At 67.4% G+C, this 16018-nt stretch carries 19 protein-coding genes; 10 read left to right on the forward strand and 9 right to left on the reverse strand.

The features are described 5' to 3' along the window. Positions 1–226 precede the first annotated feature (226 nt). The 3 genes from FHX72_RS12075 to FHX72_RS12085 all read right to left on the reverse strand — a co-directional run bounded on the left by FHX72_RS12075 (position 227) and on the right by FHX72_RS12085 (position 3142). Positions 227–1111, reverse strand: a complete 885-nt coding sequence (locus FHX72_RS12075) for a helix-turn-helix transcriptional regulator (protein ID WP_183625334.1) — start codon at positions 1109–1111, stop codon at positions 227–229. 119 nt (positions 1112–1230) lie between these two features. Beyond that, positions 1231–2064 (reverse strand): NAD(P)H-binding protein, encoded by an 834-nt coding sequence (locus FHX72_RS12080; RefSeq protein ID WP_183625455.1) that lies wholly within the window; start codon positions 2062–2064, stop codon positions 1231–1233. Between the two features lie 193 nt (positions 2065–2257). Next, positions 2258–3142, reverse strand: coding sequence for an aldo/keto reductase (locus FHX72_RS12085; RefSeq protein WP_183625336.1), 885 nt, complete (start codon positions 3140–3142; stop codon positions 2258–2260). A 334-nt stretch (positions 3143–3476) separates the two neighbouring features. On the opposite strand from FHX72_RS12085, the gene srlA reads away from it, so the two are divergent. From srlA to FHX72_RS12115, 6 genes are all read left to right on the forward strand, one after another. Next, positions 3477–4079, forward strand: coding sequence for a PTS glucitol/sorbitol transporter subunit IIC (gene srlA / locus FHX72_RS12090; protein WP_183625338.1), 603 nt, complete (start codon positions 3477–3479; stop codon positions 4077–4079). Next, complete coding sequence (srlE, locus tag FHX72_RS19735; RefSeq protein ID WP_183625340.1) at positions 4076–5155, forward strand: PTS glucitol/sorbitol transporter subunit IIB; 1080 nt, start codon at positions 4076–4078, stop codon at positions 5153–5155. The genes srlA and srlE overlap by 4 nt, the downstream gene beginning before the upstream one ends. A gap of 92 nt (positions 5156–5247) precedes the next feature. Beyond that, on the forward strand, positions 5248–5622 hold the full coding sequence (locus FHX72_RS12100) for a PTS glucitol/sorbitol transporter subunit IIA (protein ID WP_183625342.1): 375 nt from the start codon (positions 5248–5250) through the stop codon (positions 5620–5622). A 3-nt stretch (positions 5623–5625) separates the two neighbouring features. Next, on the forward strand, positions 5626–6108 hold the full coding sequence (locus FHX72_RS12105) for a transcriptional regulator GutM (RefSeq protein WP_183625344.1): 483 nt from the start codon (positions 5626–5628) through the stop codon (positions 6106–6108). Between the two features lie 34 nt (positions 6109–6142). Next, positions 6143–7444 carry an NAD(P)H-dependent oxidoreductase gene (locus tag FHX72_RS12110; protein WP_068482455.1) on the forward strand — a complete coding sequence of 434 codons (1302 nt, stop codon included), beginning with the start codon at positions 6143–6145 and terminating at the stop codon, positions 7442–7444. A 190-nt stretch (positions 7445–7634) separates the two neighbouring features. Beyond that, positions 7635–8588: a sugar-binding transcriptional regulator gene (locus FHX72_RS12115; RefSeq protein ID WP_068495179.1), complete on the forward strand. Its 954-nt coding sequence runs from the start codon at positions 7635–7637 to the stop codon at positions 8586–8588. Between the two features lie 22 nt (positions 8589–8610). Here FHX72_RS12115 and FHX72_RS12120 read toward each other — a convergent pair whose 3' ends face one another. Both FHX72_RS12120 and FHX72_RS12125 read right to left on the reverse strand, forming a co-directional pair. Next, positions 8611–9216 carry a DUF1349 domain-containing protein gene (locus FHX72_RS12120; RefSeq protein WP_338060525.1) on the reverse strand — a complete coding sequence of 202 codons (606 nt, stop codon included), beginning with the start codon at positions 9214–9216 and terminating at the stop codon, positions 8611–8613. Between the two features lie 60 nt (positions 9217–9276). Beyond that, a complete protein-coding gene (locus FHX72_RS12125; protein ID WP_183625346.1) occupies positions 9277–9792 on the reverse strand; it encodes a GNAT family N-acetyltransferase in 516 nt (171 codons plus the stop codon). Between FHX72_RS12125 and FHX72_RS12130 the strand changes: the two genes are divergently transcribed. Then, positions 9791–9961 (forward strand): hypothetical protein, encoded by a 171-nt coding sequence (locus tag FHX72_RS12130; RefSeq protein ID WP_183625348.1) that lies wholly within the window; start codon positions 9791–9793, stop codon positions 9959–9961. The genes FHX72_RS12125 and FHX72_RS12130 overlap by 2 nt on opposite strands. Here FHX72_RS12130 and FHX72_RS12135 read toward each other — a convergent pair. From FHX72_RS12135 to FHX72_RS12145, 3 genes are all read right to left on the reverse strand, one after another. Then, on the reverse strand, positions 9948–10478 hold the full coding sequence (locus FHX72_RS12135) for a YjbQ family protein (protein WP_068495176.1): 531 nt from the start codon (positions 10476–10478) through the stop codon (positions 9948–9950). The two genes, FHX72_RS12130 and FHX72_RS12135, sit on opposite strands and share 14 nt — an antisense overlap. Positions 10479–10554: 76 nt before the next feature. Then, positions 10555–11403 (reverse strand): class II fructose-bisphosphate aldolase, encoded by an 849-nt coding sequence (locus tag FHX72_RS12140; RefSeq protein ID WP_068495175.1) that lies wholly within the window; start codon positions 11401–11403, stop codon positions 10555–10557. 39 nt (positions 11404–11442) lie between these two features. Then, the gene (locus FHX72_RS12145; RefSeq protein ID WP_068482469.1) at positions 11443–12159 is read right to left on the reverse strand and encodes a triose-phosphate isomerase; all 717 of its coding nucleotides are present in this window, start codon (positions 12157–12159) and stop codon (positions 11443–11445) included. A gap of 198 nt (positions 12160–12357) precedes the next feature. Here FHX72_RS12145 and FHX72_RS12150 point away from each other — a divergent pair, with 198 nt between their 5' ends. The 3 genes from FHX72_RS12150 to FHX72_RS12160 all read left to right on the forward strand — a co-directional run bounded on the left by FHX72_RS12150 (position 12358) and on the right by FHX72_RS12160 (position 14629). Next, positions 12358–13125 carry a lysophospholipid acyltransferase family protein gene (locus FHX72_RS12150; RefSeq protein WP_068495172.1) on the forward strand — a complete coding sequence of 256 codons (768 nt, stop codon included), beginning with the start codon at positions 12358–12360 and terminating at the stop codon, positions 13123–13125. Positions 13126–13328: 203 nt separating this feature from the next. Next, positions 13329–14165 carry a MerR family transcriptional regulator gene (locus FHX72_RS12155; protein ID WP_183625350.1) on the forward strand — a complete coding sequence of 279 codons (837 nt, stop codon included), beginning with the start codon at positions 13329–13331 and terminating at the stop codon, positions 14163–14165. Between the two features lie 113 nt (positions 14166–14278). After that, positions 14279–14629, forward strand: a complete 351-nt coding sequence (locus tag FHX72_RS12160; RefSeq protein WP_183625352.1) for a VOC family protein — start codon at positions 14279–14281, stop codon at positions 14627–14629. 174 nt (positions 14630–14803) lie between these two features. Here FHX72_RS12160 and zapE read toward each other — a convergent pair whose 3' ends face one another. Continuing rightward, positions 14804–16000, reverse strand: a complete 1197-nt coding sequence (gene zapE / locus FHX72_RS12165; protein WP_183625354.1) for a cell division protein ZapE — start codon at positions 15998–16000, stop codon at positions 14804–14806. Between the last annotated feature and the right edge of the window lie 18 nt (positions 16001–16018).

Raw genomic sequence — 16018 nt, forward strand, 5'->3', positions numbered from 1 at the left:
ACGCTTTTCGCTGGCTGGAGTTTGCAGACGGGGAGACAGCAAGACGGCGAGGGGCGAGGCAGGTGGGCGCGGCGTGTGGCGCCGCCAATAGTGATCGCAAGAGTGAGCCAGATGCATCCAGAACCGATTCGTGTGGATGCATCTGGCTCATTCTTGCGCTCGCGGAGCACTGCCACTGCCGCTGTCAGTGGCAATGAGGCGTACTGCTCTCGGCTGCTGCTCCCGCCTACTGCTGCTGGAAAGCAGCTCGTGCTTCGGCGGGGAACTCTGTCGCCGCCCAGGAAGCGAGCAAGCGCAGGGCGTCGGCGCTCGGGCTGCCCTCGGCGGCCGTGTAGACGTTCATCGTGAGACCGGGCTCGCTCGGCAGCGGCAGCGACTCGAAGTTGAGCTCGAGCAGGCCAACTACCGGGTGGTTGAGGCGCTTCACGACGCTGCGGTGGAACTTCACGTCCTTCGCTGCCCACATCTCGCGGAAAAGCTCGCTCTGTGTCGACAGCTCACCGATGAGCTGGTGCAGCTTGGGGTCGTGCGGGTTTCGGCCAGCCTCCATCCGCAGCATCGAAGCCGCGTCGGCGGCGATGCGGTCGAAGTCCACCCAGAAGTCGCGGGCGGCCGGGTTCAGGTAGATGTATCTCGTGGTGTTCACGGGGCGGCGCGGGTCGTCGAAGACCGGAGAGTAGAGCGCACGACCGAGGCGGTTGGCGGCGAGCACGTCGTGCCTGTCGTTGCGCACCCACGCGGGTGCTTCGGAGAACGCGTCGAGCATCTGTCGGACGGCGGGGCGCAGCTCGCCGTCGAGCTGCTTCTTTGACGTGCGGCGCGACGGTGCGCTCGCCCTGGCAAGGTTGAAGAGGTGCTCCCGCTCGGCCTCGTCGAGCTGCAGCGTCGACGCGATAGCGTCGAGCACACTCTCCGAGGCACCCGACAGGTTGCCACGCTCGAGCCGCACGTAGTAGTCGACGGAGACACCCGCGAGCATCGCGACCTCCTCGCGGCGCAGCCCAGCAACGCGTCGGTTCCCGCCGTACGCCGGCAGTCCGGCCTGCTCGGGCGTGATCTTTGCCCGGCGGGAGCTGAGGAACTCCTTCACTTGCTCGCGCACATCGTTCATGCGTCCAAGCTACGCGCGCAGACCCGAGCGAGGGAGGTCCCGCGAGTACCTGCCCAGAACTCAGCGCTTTCTCCCCGGCCGGATCTGCGCCGGAGGCCGAGGCTTCCGGAGGCTGACCCTCAGCTTGAGAGCTTGACCTGCCCGCGGCGCGCGGCCTCGGCGATCTCCGCCATGACGCCGTCAGGCTCATGATCGAGCGGGAGTGTGTCCGGGTCGAGGACGCCGTCGAGCTCGCCATCCGCATCGCGGCGAAGGGCGGCGAAGAGCGGATCCAGATCCGTTTGCCGGGGACCGCGCTCGGCGACGAGCTCGAGCGTCTTCGGGTTCGCCGCCGCCGACGTCAAGCTCTCGACGAGCACCCGCGCGATCTGCGAGCGAGCGACCCAGCCGTCCTCCGGCGAGCCAGCGCGCCGCGTATCGCCTTGCAGGAACAGCAGTTCGGGATGCGCGGCTGCGCCCTCGTCGAACCACCCTGGACGCACGATGGTGAAGTCGTTGCCGCTCGCGCGCACGAGGCGCTCGGCACGACGCTTCCAGTCGTGTGACTGCGACGCCCGGTTGTAGGCACCGTCGTGCACGGTCACGCCGATCGACGTCATGAGGGCGATGCGGACGCGCCGCCTGCCGAGCGCTTCGAGGGTCGCGCGGACGATGCCGTAGTCGATTGCTTCTGCCTCGCCAAGGCCACCGTGCCCACCGTGGGTGAAGACGACGGCGTCGATGTCTGCCACGGCGTGCTTCAGGAAATCGACATCGCTCGCGTCCCCGACGGCGAGCTCGGCCGACTGGTCGAGGATGCGGTCGGCACGCGACCGGTCGCGCACGAGCGCCCTGGTCTGATGGCCGGCGGCGATGGATGCGGCGACCGCGTGGCGGCCGACGCTTCCGGTCGCTCCGATGATGAGTACTCGCTTGGTGCTTGCTTTCGTTTCGTGAGTCGGTTCAGGCGTGATCGGAGGCGTTCGCGGCTGTCTGTCGCGGCTCGGATGGCGCGACTCGGGCTGGGCCCCGTCCAATTTCCGTGACGAAATCGACTAGATCGCTCGTTTCGGGCGCGCCGGCGCAATCGCGTCACGGAAGTTGGACACTCGCGGAGGCGCAGCGCCGCGACCTCGGTTCAGGAGCGAGGCGGGACCGGACTCGAGATCAGGCCTCCGGGATGGGGCGGCCGTACGCCTCGAGCGTCAGCGACTCGGGCTCTGGCCCGCGGCGCACGCCCTTGTCGAGCGCGTCGATCTGCGAGACCTCGTCGGCGGTGAGCTCGAAGTCGAAGATGTCGAAGTTCTCGGCGATGCGGTGCGGTTTGACCGACTTCGGGATCACCGAGCGGCCCTCCTGCACGTGCCAGCGCAGCATGACCTGCGCTGGGCTCTTGCCGTGTGCCTCCGCGATCGCCGTGATCGTGGGGTCTTCGAGGGTGCTGCCGCCGTCGCCGTCGCGGTAGAACGTGATGCCGCCGATGGGCGACCAGGCCTGGTTGAGGATGTCGTGGCGCGCATCCGCTGCCTGCAGTTCCTTCTGCTGGAAGTAGGGATGCAGCTCGATCTGGTTGACGGCCGGTACGACGTCGGTCGCCTCGAGCAGGGAGGCGAGGTGGTCTGGCATGAAGTTGCTCACGCCGATCGCGCGGACCTTGCCGTCGGCGAGCAGGCGCTCGAGGGCGCGGTAGGCGCGGAGCGTCTTCTCCCAAGCTGTGGGGAGGGGCTGGTGCAGGATCAGCAGGTCGATCTGCTCGACGCCGAGCTTGGCCGCCGACTTCTCGAAGCCGTGGAGTGTCTCGTCGTAGCCGTAGTCGCTGATCCAGATCTTGGTCTCGATGAAGATCTCGTCGCGGGGGAGGCCGGATGTGGCGATCGCCTGTCCGACCTCGCGTTCGTTCCCGTAGGCGGCGGCCGTGTCGATGTGTCGGTAGCCGACGCGCAGCGCCTCGGTGACGGCCGCGGCCGTTTCGTCCGGCGCCGACTGGAAGACGCCGAAGCCGATGGCGGGTAGCTCGACTCCGTTGTTCAGGGTCAGGTTCGTGATGCTCATGCTCAGAACGCTACGTCTCCGGGCCGAGAGGAGACAGGTTCTGTCAGGGCCCGTCAGTCGACAAGGATGGCCAACTTCTGTGATGTGGGGGCGGCGGATGCGCGCTCGGCGGCTCGCAGAGCGGTTGCGTCCCGCAAGTTGGTCAATTCCCTCTTGCGTGCCTCGTCGGTCCTGCCTACACTTCACGCAGGTGCACAAACGATCAGATCTATTTGCAACTTCGTGCACACCCCCGACAAAGGAGTCAGAACATGCGGTTTAAGTCGCCGCTCGCCGCCCATGCGGCCAGCACCATCGAGCACAGCTCGGTGACCACGTCGGGAGGGCAGCCGGCATGGAAGTAATCACCTGGATCGCCGAGAACTTCATCGGCCTCTTCAATGCCTCCGCCGAGAGCCTCATGGGTCTCATCACGGGCATCCTCCCTCTCCTTCTCGTGCTGCTCACGGCAATGTACGCCGTGACCACGTGGATCGGCGAGGAGCGCGTCACGCGCGCCGTCCGCTGGGCGGGCAAGTACGCGATCACGCGCTACACGGTCATGCCGATCATCGCCGTCATCATGCTGACGAACCCCATGGCGTACACGTTCGGTCGCTTCCTCCCCGAACGCTACAAGCCGGCCTTCTACGACTCCGCGGTGTCGTTTGTGCACCCGGTCACGGCGTTCCTTCCGCACGCCAACGCTGGTGAGCTGTTCGTCTGGACGGGCATCTCCGCCGGCGTCCTCGCCATCGCGCCAGACAAGTACGCGACGCTCGCTGCCCTCTACTTCATGGTCGGCATCGTCGTCATCTTCATCCGCGGTATAACCACGCAGTGGATCACGAGGATCCTCATCAAGCGCGGTGGCCACGAGGCGACGTTCGCTCGCTTCGACGAGATGTACGCACAGGGCCACCTCCAGGGCTCCAAGACCGAAGGTGGTGTCCTGTGAGCACAGACGCTGAGAACACGAACGCCGGCGCTGCTGAGAACGCCAGCGCAGGCACGACCGACTACAAGGGCGTCAAGGTCAACCGTGGCCGCGGCGGCTGGGGCGACGGCCTGACCCTTGTCCCGAACGCCGAGAAGAACATCGTCCTCTCGGTCACCGGCGGCGGGATCCACCCCGTCGCGCAGAAGATCGCTGAGCTGACGGGCGCCGAAGCGGTCGACGGCTTCAAGAACAACGTGCCTGACGCGAACGTGCTCTGCGCGGTCATCAACTGCGGCGGCACGGCGCGCATCGGCGTCTACCCGAAGAAGCGCATCCCGACCGTGGATGTGTACCCGGGAGAACCTGGCGGCCCGCTCGCCCAGTTCATCACCGAGGACATCTTCGTCTCCGACGTCGCGCCCCGCGACGTGGTTGCGCTCGACGCAGAGGCAACCGCAGCGGCCGGCGCACCGGCCGCGGCTACGGCACCGGCGCAGAGCCCGGAGGAGATCGCAGCGAAGGCCAAGGCGGATGCACGCGCCAGGGTTGCAGCTCAAGGAAGCGGATTCACGGGCTTCGTCGTGAAGTTCGGTAACGCCATCGGCTACTTCATCAACACGCTGCTCTCGTCTGGCCGCCAGGCGATCAAGCTCACGCTGAACACGATCCTGCCGTTCATGGCGTACGTCTCGCTCCTCATCGGAGTCGTCACGTACACGGGCGCTTCCGACTTCATCGCCAACGCGGTGTCGCCGCTCGCGTCGAACCCGATCGGCCTGATCCTGCTCGGCGTCATCACGGGCCTCCCGTTCCTGTCGCCGATCCTCGGCCCCGGCGCCGCGATCGCCCAGGTCGTCGGTGTGCTCATGGGAACGCAGATCGCAGCGGGCGCCCTGCCCGTGCAGTACGCGTTGCCGACGCTCTTCGCGGTCAACGGTCAGGTCGGCTGCGACTTCATCCCCGTCGGGCTCTCCCTTGGTGAGGCAGAACCCGAGACGGTCGCGGTCGGTGTCCCTGCCGTGCTCTTCTCCAGGCAGATCACGTCGCCCCTCGCGGTTGTGCTCGCCTACTTCGCCTCCTTCCTCCTCATCTAGGTGGTGCCGGGCGGGCCGCACCCCGGCCCGCCCGCGCATCCACCACTGAACTTCGCACTCTCCGCCGGTCAACGGCAAGAAAGGACCACAACGTGTCCACGACCATCTGGCAGTCAGAAATCGCACGCATCGGACCCGACGCGAACGACATGTTCGAGGGCGGCGTCTACATCCTGTTCGGCGAGCCCGTGCCGGACGCCCTCGCCGAAGTCAGCCTCGTGCACAAGGGTCACATGGGCGAGTTCGTGCCGGTCAAGGCCGGTGACGAGTTCGTGCTCGGCGACGAGGCCGTCACGATCACGGCGGTCGGCGACCTCGCCAACCCGAACCTGCAGGAGCTTGGGCACGTTGTGCTGTACCTGAACGCGGAGGACACCGCGCTCCTCCCCGGCGCCATCCAGGCGACCGGCACCCTTTCCACACCAACCGAGGGCGCATTCGTGAGCGTGCGCCGGAACGAGGTCTAGATCATGGACTGGAGATTCCCGGCCGTACTGGTTCTCGCGCTTGTCCTGAGCATGGTCATGTCCGGCGTGCAGATGCGCGCCTACATGGCCCAGGTCAACGAGATCGCCAAGGCGAACGCGGGCAAGAACCTGAACCTCGTCAGCGGACGCGGCAAGGGTGCCTTCCGCGGCGCGATCGCCGTGCTGCTCGTCGACCCGACCACGCTCGAGGTCGTCGAGGCCCGCGCGCTCGTCGGGTTCAGTGTGTTTGGCCGCCTCAAGCCCGCCCCCGAACTCGAGGGGCCGCTCAAGACGGTCTACGACCGCGCAGAAGCCCGCCACAAGCACCTCGGAACCGCCGTGCGCCAGGCGATCAGCATGCTGCCCCACAAGGTGCGCGCGCAGGTCACGCTGCCACCGGCCAAGAGCAAGAAGCGCGGGCAGCCCACCGCGGTCAAGGGCGCGGCCCCGAAGCAGTTCGCCGGCCTCTCTCACATCAGCAACTAGTCCTCCCCACGAACGAAGCACAAAAGGAACGCACATGAACTACACGCAGCGCCTCATCCAGCGCGAAGCAGAGCTTGGCCGCCCCATCCGCGTCGGCGTCGTGGGGGCGGGCCAGATGGGCTCGGGCCTCATCGCCCAGATCGAACGCGCGAAAGGCATGGAAGTCGCCGTCGTCGCCGACATCGCCGTCCAGCGAGGTGTGGATGCATACACTCGCGCCGGCCGCAGCGACGTGCAGGTGGAGAACGACCTCGGCATCGTCGCTGAGCACATCGAAGCCCGCCGCCCGGTGGTCATCAACGACGGACTCCTCATCCCGAAGCTCCCCGTCGACGTCGTGCTCGAGGTCTCGGGTGTCACCGAGATCGCGGCGCAGGTCGCCTACGCCTCGCTCCTCGGCAAGAAGGACGTCGCGCTCATGACCGTCGAGGCCGATGTCACCGTGGGGCTCTTCCTCGCGAGCATCGCCAACGCCGGCGAGCAGGTCTACACGATCTGCCGCGGCGACGAGCCCGTCGAGGCACTCAAGCTCGTCGAGCACGCCACCGACCTCGGCCTCACCGTCGTCGCAGCAGGCAAGGGCAAGAACAACCCCAACCGCCCCACCGACGTGCCGGAAGACGTCATGGAAGAGGCGAAGGCGAAGAACATGAACCCGCGCATCCTGTGCGAGTTCACTGACGGCACGAAGACGCAGATCGAGATGGCGTCGCTGTCGAACGCCACGGGCTTCCCCGTCAACAAGCCGGGCATGAACGGCCCTGCCGCCGACATCGCAACCCTCGCGACGACGCTCATCCCCGTCGAGGACGGCGGCGTGCTCACCTCCACCCCGGCCGTCGAGTACACGGTCGAGGGCGACGTCGCGCCCGGTGTGTTCGTCGTCGTGAAGTCGGAAGACGACGTCGTCACGCACGAGCTCGACTACCTGAAGCTCGGCAAGGGCCCCTACTACGCGCTCTACCGGCCGTACCACCTCGCATCCGTCGAGGCAATCCTCTCAATCAGCGAGGCCGTGCTCGAGCGTCGCGCCGACTTCCAGACGATCACCTGGCGCACCGAGGTCGCGTCGAAGGCGAAGTTCGACCTCGCCGCCGGCACCAAGCTCGAGGGCATGGGCGGACACCACGTGCACGGCTGGGCCGTGGACGCCGACGAGGCTCGCGCCAACAACTCGATCCCGATCGGCCTCATCTCCGGCGGCATCCTGAAGCGCGACATCAAGGCAGGCGAGATCGTCTCCTACGATGACGTCGAGCTCGACGAGACCCGCCCGCTCATCGCCATGCGTCGCCTCCAGGACTCGCTTGTGGCCGCAGGAGTCATCGGCGTCTGAGCGCTCCCTCGGCCTGCCGGGTGTCCGCCGCTCGGTAGGATCATGTGAATCGGACAACCGGCGTCGCGCCCCGTGCGCGGCGCCGGACCGGCTCCGAAGTGGTGTGGATGCGCGGCAAGGGAGCTGCAAACGACTGGGGCGTCGTCCGCACGTCCCACCCACCGCCGCACCACGACGAAGGAGAGACGGGATGCCAGCACCTCGTAACGCCGACACCCTCGTTCGGGCAGCGCGCCTCTACTACCTCGACGGCCTCTCGCAGAGCGATGTCGCCACCGCCCTCGGGGTTTCCCGGGCGAGTGTCTCGCGCATCCTGTCGGCCGCCCGCGACCAGGGGATCGTCGAGATCCGCATCCACGACCCGCACGTGGTTGGCCGTGTGGGTGAGCTCGAGCAGGAGATCGTGGATGCGTTCGGCGTCGGCTCCGCGGTCGTCGTGTCGGGCATGCCCGGTCGCCATCCGCTCGACGTCGTCGCAGGTGCCGCGGCCGACTACTTCGCCGAACGCGTGCCCACCGTCGGCTCCGTCGGCCTCAGCTGGGGCAAGTCGATAGACGCGTTTGTCGAGCAGATCCACCTCGAGTCGACGGGCCGCGCCCTCACTCTCTGCCCACTTGTCGGCGGCATGCCGTTCGACTCCGGTCCGGCCGGCAACACCGCCCTCGAGCGGCTTTCCCAGAAGTCGGGGGCGAAGGCGTTCCGCTTCGAGTCGCCGGCGGTCGTCGAGTCGCCGCAGACCTGGGCGGCGCTCACCCGAGAGTCGTCGATCTCCTCCGCGATCAAGCGGGCGACGGATGTGCAACTCGCGTTTGTCGGCATCGGCTCGTACGGCCTCCACGCGTCCCGCCACATCGTCTCCGCCATGCGCCTCAGCGACGCCGAGCGCGCCGAACTCGACGCGCAGGAACCGGTTGGCGACATCTGCGGCCGCTTCTTCGACGCGTCAGGGCGCGCGCTCGGCTCACCAGTCTCGGAGCGCGTCATCGGCATCACCCTCGACCAGCTCGCCAACATCCCCGAGGTCGTGGGCTTCGCGGCTGGCGCCGAGAAGGCGCCAGGTGTCGCGGGGTCGCTGCGCACGGGAGCCCTCAACGGCGTCATCCTCGACGAGGACCTCGCCCGCGCCCTCGTGAAGCTCGTGTAGGTCGTCGGTGCGGGCGAGCGGCCTAGCTGCCGTCGCGGAGGTCGGAGAGACGCTCGGGGAGGAAGCGCACCTCGTCGAAGGTTGCCTCGCAGCTGTCGCCGAACGGGGCCTGCGCGAGGAAGCCCACGTGCGCAGGCGCATCCGCATAGAGGCGGAAGAGGCGCACGAAGTCCCAGTTGATGCCATCCGCCGACGAGTGGAACGCCCACGCCTCGCCCAGTCGCGAGACGCGCAGGAACACCGCGTCACCAGCGACCAGGGTGGAGTTCACGTCGTCCGAGTACTCGTTCGTGACGACGCTGACGACCATCGCTGTGCCCTGCGGTGAGAACTCGAAGCACAGCTTCGCCCAGTGGGCTTCGTCGATCCAGATCGCCAGCACACCGGCGTCGAATGTCGTGCGTGGGCCAGAGACGCTCACCCGGGCCGACAGCTGGAAGTCGCCCTCCGGGACGAAGCCCAGGCTCGTTGCGCCGTGCTGCGGTTCACCGCCGGTCGCGTCGTTGGTCCAGTCTGTGCCAGCCTCTGCAGTCAGCGTCAACTTTGACGAGCTGACATCGAAGGACTGCTGACCGGATGCGCGGCTCCAGGTGAGCGGGGCAAGGGCGGGAAAGGTTTGAATCGACACACGACGATTCAACCGCATCCGCTGGGCGGGAGTGGGGAGCCCGCGCCTAGTGGGCTTCGCTCACTGCGCGGACACGCCGTCAAGGTCAAGAGCCCAGATGCGTGTGTGAAGGACCCCGCCTCTGAACGGGAAGCGCTGCTCGCCGATGGGCGCGAAACCGGTCGACTGGCAGAGGGCATTCGATGGGCCGTTCGCGACATCCGGGTTCGCGATCAACCGCTGCCCCGGATCGGCGAGCGACGCAGCGATCGGGATGAGCAGCCGCACGGCCAGCTTCGCGATGCCGCGCCCCTGCCACTCGGGCAGCACGTTCCAGCCGGTCTCCAGGGCGGCTTCGTCGTTCTCCTGCGACGGCCACACCCCGATGCCGCCGACGGGCACACCGTCAGCCAGGGTCGCGAACATCCTCGTGCGCGGCGGTTCACCCGCGCTGGCCCGCAGGTAGCGCTCATGCCGACGGCGCACCTCGTCGTCGCTCTCCGGGCCCACCAAGTAGCGCGTCATCTCCAGCGAGTTTGCTGCGAACAGCAGCTGGAGGTACTTAGGCGCCCAGGGGGTCAACGTTACGACCGTCATGGCGGCAGGGTACGCGCGCCTCCTGCCGGATGCATCCGGCAGCACAACGCCGCCGGCCGACCGTGCCGCCGACGGGGGAATCAGCGGCGCGATCGACCGGCGGCGTCGCTCGCCGACGACTGTGGCGGCGTTCAGGAGCGAGGAAGCTGGGGGACCTACTCGCCCATGACAACGACCTGGCACTTGCGCGAGCGAGCGCGCGTGCGGTCGAAGTCGACGAAGTAGATGTAGCCGGTGACGCCGACGCCGAGCTTGCCGTCGATGACCGCGAACACCTCGCTTGACCCGAGGATCGTCGCCTTGATATGCGCCTCCGCGTTGAGCAGCGCAGTCTTGTCGCCGCCAGGCAGGTACACCTCGGCGTCCGGCCACGACTCGACGTCTGCGTAGTGCTCCGGCCCCGGGTAGCGGTACTCGCCCTCGGGCGGCACGGCCGTCTGGTTCGGTGCGATGCGGTTCAGCACGTCATCGAGGTCGGCCTGCAGGAACTCGGTGCCGTCCTCGAGGCGGTCGTGCACGAACTCCTCGAAGAAGACCGCGCAGGTCGTGTGGGGCGAGATGACGGTCACGGTGCCGGACGTGATGCCGCTCGCCGCGATCGCTTCTTTCACCTCAGTGGTGACGTCGATGTAGCTGGGGGTGCCTCCGTGCGACTGCAGCTGGAGAGTGGTCTGGAAGACGGTCATCGGGGTTCCTCGAGGTCGTGATGGATGCGCGTGCGCCGGTGCGCGCGCGGGTGTCAGTGGATGCCGCTGCCGCGGCTCAGGCGCCGGGGCGCAGCGCCTGGATGAACTCGGCCACGTCGCTTTCGACCTGCGCCGAGACGGCCTTCGCCACCTTGGGGAACAGGATCGTGTTGGGCTCGTCCGCGGCCCGGAGCGCAGCATCCAGTGCCGCCTTCGCCGCGTACGTGTAGTAGTTGATCTTGCGGACGCCGCGCGTGATGGACCGGTGGTACTCGTCGAGGCTGAGGCCGGAGCCGCCGTGCATGACGATGGGCACGCCCGTCGCGTCGCGGAGCTGCTCGATGAGCTCGTAGTTGAGCTTCGGCTCCTGGTGGTACATGCCGTGCACGGTACCGAAGGAGGCTGCGAGTGCGGTCACGCCCGTGCGCTCGACGAACTCCTTCGCCTGCGCCGGCTCGGTGTAGAGCGTCTCGTCGGCGATGCCCTGGCTCGGGTCGCCGTTCTCGTTGCCCGTCATGACGCCAAGCTCGCCCTCGACGCCCACGCCGCGCTCCTTGGCGAGCTTCACGACCTCCGTCGTGCGGGCGACGTTCTCCTCGTAGGGGAGGGTCGAGCCGTCGATCATCACCGAGTTGAAGCCAATGTCGAGGCCGCGGGCGATGTAGTCGATGTCCTCGCCGTGGTCGACGTGCAGCACAAACGGCGCCTCGCTTCGCGTCGCGAGGGCCAGCATGGCGGGCCCGATGTCGTCGATCGAGAGGGTACTCTCGTGCACCTGAGCGTGCTGCAGGATGACGGGAACGCCAGCCTTCTCGGCCGCCGCGATCGTGCCGAGGAGCCCCTCGAAGTAGGGGGTGTTGACCGCCGCGATGGCGATGTTGTTCTTCTGTGCGTAGCGGAGCGCTTCGTCGAGTCCGATGAGCATGTGGTGGTCTTCTCTCTGGTGGCTCTGTGAGGGAGCTGGTCAGTTTGCGGGGGAGGCGGATGCCTGTGCGTCGCGGTGGTCGGCGAGCGCCTGGAACATCTCGGTGAGGATCTCGCGCCAGTCAGGGTGCTTGATGATGCCGCTCGTGCCGCCTGAGCAGTCGGCACCCTGCTGCAGGACGCGCGTGATGTCCGCGCCGCGGCTCACTCCAGCCGCTTGCACGACGAGGATCGAAGGGTCGACGTTTTTCACGATCTGGGTCGTGCGCTCGATGTAGTCGCCCGCATCCATCTGCCCCGTGCCGATGTTGGCGGTGGGTTCGCAGATCATGCCGGACGGGTCGAGGTCGGCGACGGCCCTGCATTGCAGGTCGGAGTCGGCGCACACGATTGTTGCAAGACCGACCTCTTCGCAACGGCGCATCGTCGCGTCGAGGTCGGCCAAGGTGAGGGGATGCTCGGCGTGGTTGAGCACCACTGCCTTGACGCCGGCCTCCGCGAGGCCCTCGGCGAGGATGTGGCCCATGCCGCGGCCGGGCACGATCGGGTCGACGTGCTGCGCCGTGACGCACAGGTTCGTCGTCTCGGCGACCACCGACCGGAGGTCGATGTGCTGCGCGGTGAAGACGACGTCGATGTCGAACGCTCCCGCCAGCTCGTCGGTGAGGTAGGCCAGCTTCATGAGCTCGCTGCCCGTCAGGTACGCCTTGGGGTTGACGATGAGAAACGGGCTCCGTACAGGGATGGGGACAGCCATTGTCAGTTGCTCCTAGCGGATGAATGCACAAAGTTGCACTAAAGATCGTACGAACGTGCAGTATCGCAAGTATCGCATCTGGAGCGAGCACCTGGCAAGACCCCGGATGCCCCGACAGCACCGGCACCCGTACGCGCACCGAATTTGTCCCAGGTGCCGCGAATAAACTGGCATCTCACACTTGGATCAGGGAGCCACATGACTCGCGAACCCGTCTATTCACTTGCGATCGGGGTCGGCCGCACGGTATTCGCCGCGCTTCGCGTTCGCCAGACGGCCCGAGGCACGCAGCACATCCCGGACACCGGCGGCGCGGTCATCGCGATGACCCACTTCGGCTACCTCGAGTTCGCCCTCGTCGAGTGTGCGACCTGGATGCACAACAAGCGGCGGATCCGCTTCATGGCAAAGCAGAGCGTCTTCGAGAAGCCCGTCGTCGGCTGGTTCATGCGCAGCATGCGGCACATCCCGGTCAACATGAAGGCCGGTGCCGACGCGTTTGCGGCCGCCGCTACCGCACTTCGAGGCGGCGAGCTCATCGGGGTCTTCCCCGAGGCGGGCGTCAGCGCGTCGTTCACGATCCGCGACTTCAAAACCGGGGCCGTGCGGCTCGCCGCGCAGGCCGAAGTTCCGGTCATTCCGGTTGCCGTGTGGGGCGGGCACCGGCTGCTGACCAAGAACCGCAAGATCACGCTCAAGGAGCGCCTCAACATTCCTGTGCACTTCTCGTTCGGTGAGCCCATTCACGTCTCGCCGGACGAGGACCCGGCCGTAGCCACGGCCAAGCTCAAGTCGACTATGGAGGCGCTGCTCAGCGAACTGCAGTCGAGCTACCCGGAAGACGGAACCGGAAAGTGGTGGCAGCCGCGCGTGCTCGGCGGCACGGCACCCACGCCCGAGGAAGCCGCCGCGGCAGACGCCGAGCGCGACCGTCGGCGCGAGGCGGCGCGGGCCGCACGCAAGTAGCGCGGCGGCGCGAACTCCGCCGTTGCCGTTGCCGTTGCCGTTGTTGCCGTTGCCGGTGTCGTGGCCGCGCGGGCTGCGTGGGCCGTGACCAACATCAGTGCATAAATGGCGCATCCAGTGCCCGAACGGCGTCGAACGCCAAAAATCGCACTGATGTTGGACAGCGATCGACGGCTCAGCCAACCCGGTGCCACACTTGGCGCATGAACGGTGAGCATCCCGGAAGCCTGATGAGCATCGGCGACTTCTCGCGATACTCGGGCCTGAGCGTGCGCATGCTGCGGCACTACGCGGATCGGGGCGTGCTGGTACCAGCCGAAGTCGACGAGTTCAGCGGGTACCGACGCTACGCGCCCGGGCAGCTGCAGGACGCAGGACGCGTGCGGATGCTGCGCGACGCGGGCTGCGGCATCCCGGCTATCGCCGAGCTCCTGCCGCTCTTCGAGTCTCCGGACGTGCTGCGAGTCCGCCTTCAGTCGCACCTCGACGAGCTGAAGGCGCAGGCGCAGCGGGTTGCCGAGCAGCAGGCGCTCGCGGTGAACCTGCTTGGCGAGCTCGAGGCCCGAGCACGGCGGCCCGACGTCGTTGAGCGCACGTTCCCCGCGCTGCGCGTGCTCTACCTGCGGCGGACCGTCGCGGACTACCCGTCCGAAGGGCCGCTCTGGGTCAACTTCCGCGGGCCGGTCGCCGAGCTCACCTCGCGAGATCCGGCGGCCTTCGGCGACGTGGGCGGTGCCACCTACTTCGACGACGAGTACCGCGATTCCGACGTCGAGATGGCGATCTGGCGCGAATACCGCGGTGCATCCGTGCCCGACGGATACGAAGTGGTCGAACTTCCCGAGCAGCGCGTCGCGACGGTCACGCACCGGGGTGGATTCGAGACCATCGGGGATGCCACCGCGACCGCTGGCGCCTGGGTCGCTGAGCGGGGCCGCACCCGAGTCGGCCCGATCTTCAACGTGTACGTGCACGGACCTGGCCGCGACCCGAACCCCGACAATTGGGTCACCGAGGTGAACGTACCGATTGCGGCCTGAGACCGGCACTTGACTCTGACACTGTGTGAGACCTCACGATCGGTTCACCGGCGGCGACGCCGGCGTCGCAGCGCAGGGGCGCGGCGGCGCAACTGAACGAGAGGACAACGACCATGTCGGATAACGTGAACTACTTCGAGATCGGCACGACCGACCCGGAGGCGGCCAAGGCCTTCTACGGCGACACCTTCGGCTGGACGTTCGGCTCGCTCGAGCCCGGCGGCTATGGCATGGTCGACGGCGCAGGCAACGGCGGCGGGCTCTGGGATTCGAACACCGTCGGCGGCGGCTGGGCAGTGTTCTACGTCGAGGTCGAGAACATCGAGGCGAAGCTCGAGCAGGCCGCCGCGAACGGCGCCGAGACCGTGATCCCGCTGGTCGACAACGGGACCATCAAGTTCGCGCACCTGCGCGACCCGCTTGGCAACCGCTTCGGCGTCTGGCAGCGCAAGGTGCAGGGCTGAGCTCCGCCGTGCCTTCGTAGCCAACTCGAGCGCAGTATCCGGCGCCGGCGCTGTCGGCGCTGCTGCGCCTCTCTGCCGCTGTCCAACTTCCGTGATGGATGCCGGCATCCGCAACCCAAACGGAGCTCGCGGCCCCATTCGTCACGGAAGTTGGTCAGCCGTCACTGATGTTGGTCAGCGCTGCAGGAGATGGAGGCGGCTGACCATGCGGAACGCGTCGGCCCGACCCGCGGCGGCGGCAACAAACTCGTCGAACGAAGCGTCGGCGTGGAAGTGTGCCTCGATGTCGTAGTCGACGAGCACGTCGACGGCGTTCACGAAGCGCTGCTGCGGATCACGCCCGACGGATGCGAGGAGGGGAACGTCCAGCACGTGCCACGTGTCGAAGTCGCGCGCCCACTGCAGGTATTCGAGCGACGACGTCTTCACGATGAACAGCTCCGCGAACGTCGCCCACAACTCGCGGCCGCGCACGGCGGTGACCTCGAAGGTGCGGCCGCCGAGTTCCAGGCTTGTCGCCTCGGCTGTCGACGGGCGGGCAGCGGCGGATGCGGCGCTACCCGAGTGCATCCACGAGCCGGTCGCAAAGCCTCGCCGCTCGACGGAATCCGCGCGAGAACGGCGGTAGTCGACCGCACCGGGCAGCTCGACGACGTCGAGCTCACGCTCGATGAGCTCGATGCCAGGCTCGAAGATGTGGTGATAGACGGGGCTTGGGAGGAGGCCCTGCGGTGGGTAGTTCGAGGTGGCGACGACCGTGATGCCGTGCTCGAGAGCGTAGCGGAGCAGGCCCGTCAGCAGCGTCGCGTGGCCGGGATCGTGCACGTGGAACTCGTCGAACAGCAGCAGGTGGGCGTCGCCGATGAGCTCCTTCACGGCATTCGCGAAGACGGTGTCCGAGCCGCGGTTCGCGAAGATGCGCGAGTGCAGCTCGTTGAAGAACGAGTGGAAGTGCACGCGCAGCTTCCGCTCGATCGGGACGGCGTCGTAGAACGCGTCGAGCAGCCACGACTTCCCGCGACCCGCCGGCCCCCAGAGGTACAACCCGCGCGGGGTCGCCGACTCGGCAGTGGGCGCATCGGCATCCTCTGTCTCGACGGCACCGAGCCCGCTTGAGCTCGAAACGCCGGAAACGTCGCCTGCATCTGGGCCCACGGCGCGGCGCTCACCAGGCGCTGCCTCGTGCCCGACGATCTGCGCGCCGAGGCCTGCGAGACGCAGGGCGACCATCCGCTGCCCGTCGTCGAGCGCGAAGCCCGCGGACGTGGCTGACGCAAGGATGCTCGCGAAGACCTCACCCGCACCAACAGTTTCGGGATGGGATTCCCGTTTCGGGATGGGTAGCAACCCATCTCGAAGCGTGGAACCCATCCCGAGACTCAAGAGCGG

Source organism: Pseudoclavibacter helvolus (genome assembly GCF_014191305.1).
Classification (GTDB): Bacteria; Actinomycetota; Actinomycetes; order Actinomycetales; family Microbacteriaceae; genus Pseudoclavibacter; species Pseudoclavibacter helvolus.

Excerpts from the sequence above, each read along its gene's own strand:
- FHX72_RS12145 (WP_068482469.1), bottom strand. The coding sequence starts at position 12,159 with ATGGCTGTCCCCATCCCTGTACGGAGCCCGTTTCTCATCGTCAACCCC.
- FHX72_RS12135 (WP_068495176.1), bottom strand. The coding sequence starts at position 10,478 with ATGACCGTCTTCCAGACCACTCTCCAGCTGCAGTCGCACGGAGGCACC.
- FHX72_RS12085 (WP_183625336.1), bottom strand. The coding sequence starts at position 3,142 with ATGAGCATCACGAACCTGACCCTGAACAACGGAGTCGAGCTACCCGCC.
- FHX72_RS12160 (WP_183625352.1), top strand. The coding sequence starts at position 14,279 with ATGTCGGATAACGTGAACTACTTCGAGATCGGCACGACCGACCCGGAG.
- FHX72_RS12105 (WP_183625344.1), top strand. The coding sequence starts at position 5,626 with ATGGACTGGAGATTCCCGGCCGTACTGGTTCTCGCGCTTGTCCTGAGC.
- FHX72_RS12130 (WP_183625348.1), top strand. The coding sequence starts at position 9,791 with ATGGCGGCAGGGTACGCGCGCCTCCTGCCGGATGCATCCGGCAGCACA.
- FHX72_RS12110 (WP_068482455.1), top strand. The coding sequence starts at position 6,143 with ATGAACTACACGCAGCGCCTCATCCAGCGCGAAGCAGAGCTTGGCCGC.
- FHX72_RS12115 (WP_068495179.1), top strand. The coding sequence starts at position 7,635 with ATGCCAGCACCTCGTAACGCCGACACCCTCGTTCGGGCAGCGCGCCTC.
- FHX72_RS12140 (WP_068495175.1), bottom strand. The coding sequence starts at position 11,403 with ATGCTCATCGGACTCGACGAAGCGCTCCGCTACGCACAGAAGAACAAC.
- FHX72_RS12075 (WP_183625334.1), bottom strand. The coding sequence starts at position 1,111 with ATGAACGATGTGCGCGAGCAAGTGAAGGAGTTCCTCAGCTCCCGCCGG.
- srlA (WP_183625338.1), top strand. The coding sequence starts at position 3,477 with ATGGAAGTAATCACCTGGATCGCCGAGAACTTCATCGGCCTCTTCAAT.
- FHX72_RS12125 (WP_183625346.1), bottom strand. The coding sequence starts at position 9,792 with ATGACGGTCGTAACGTTGACCCCCTGGGCGCCTAAGTACCTCCAGCTG.
- FHX72_RS12150 (WP_068495172.1), top strand. The coding sequence starts at position 12,358 with ATGACTCGCGAACCCGTCTATTCACTTGCGATCGGGGTCGGCCGCACG.
- FHX72_RS12155 (WP_183625350.1), top strand. The coding sequence starts at position 13,329 with ATGAACGGTGAGCATCCCGGAAGCCTGATGAGCATCGGCGACTTCTCG.
- zapE (WP_183625354.1), bottom strand. The coding sequence starts at position 16,000 with ATGGGTTCCACGCTTCGAGATGGGTTGCTACCCATCCCGAAACGGGAA.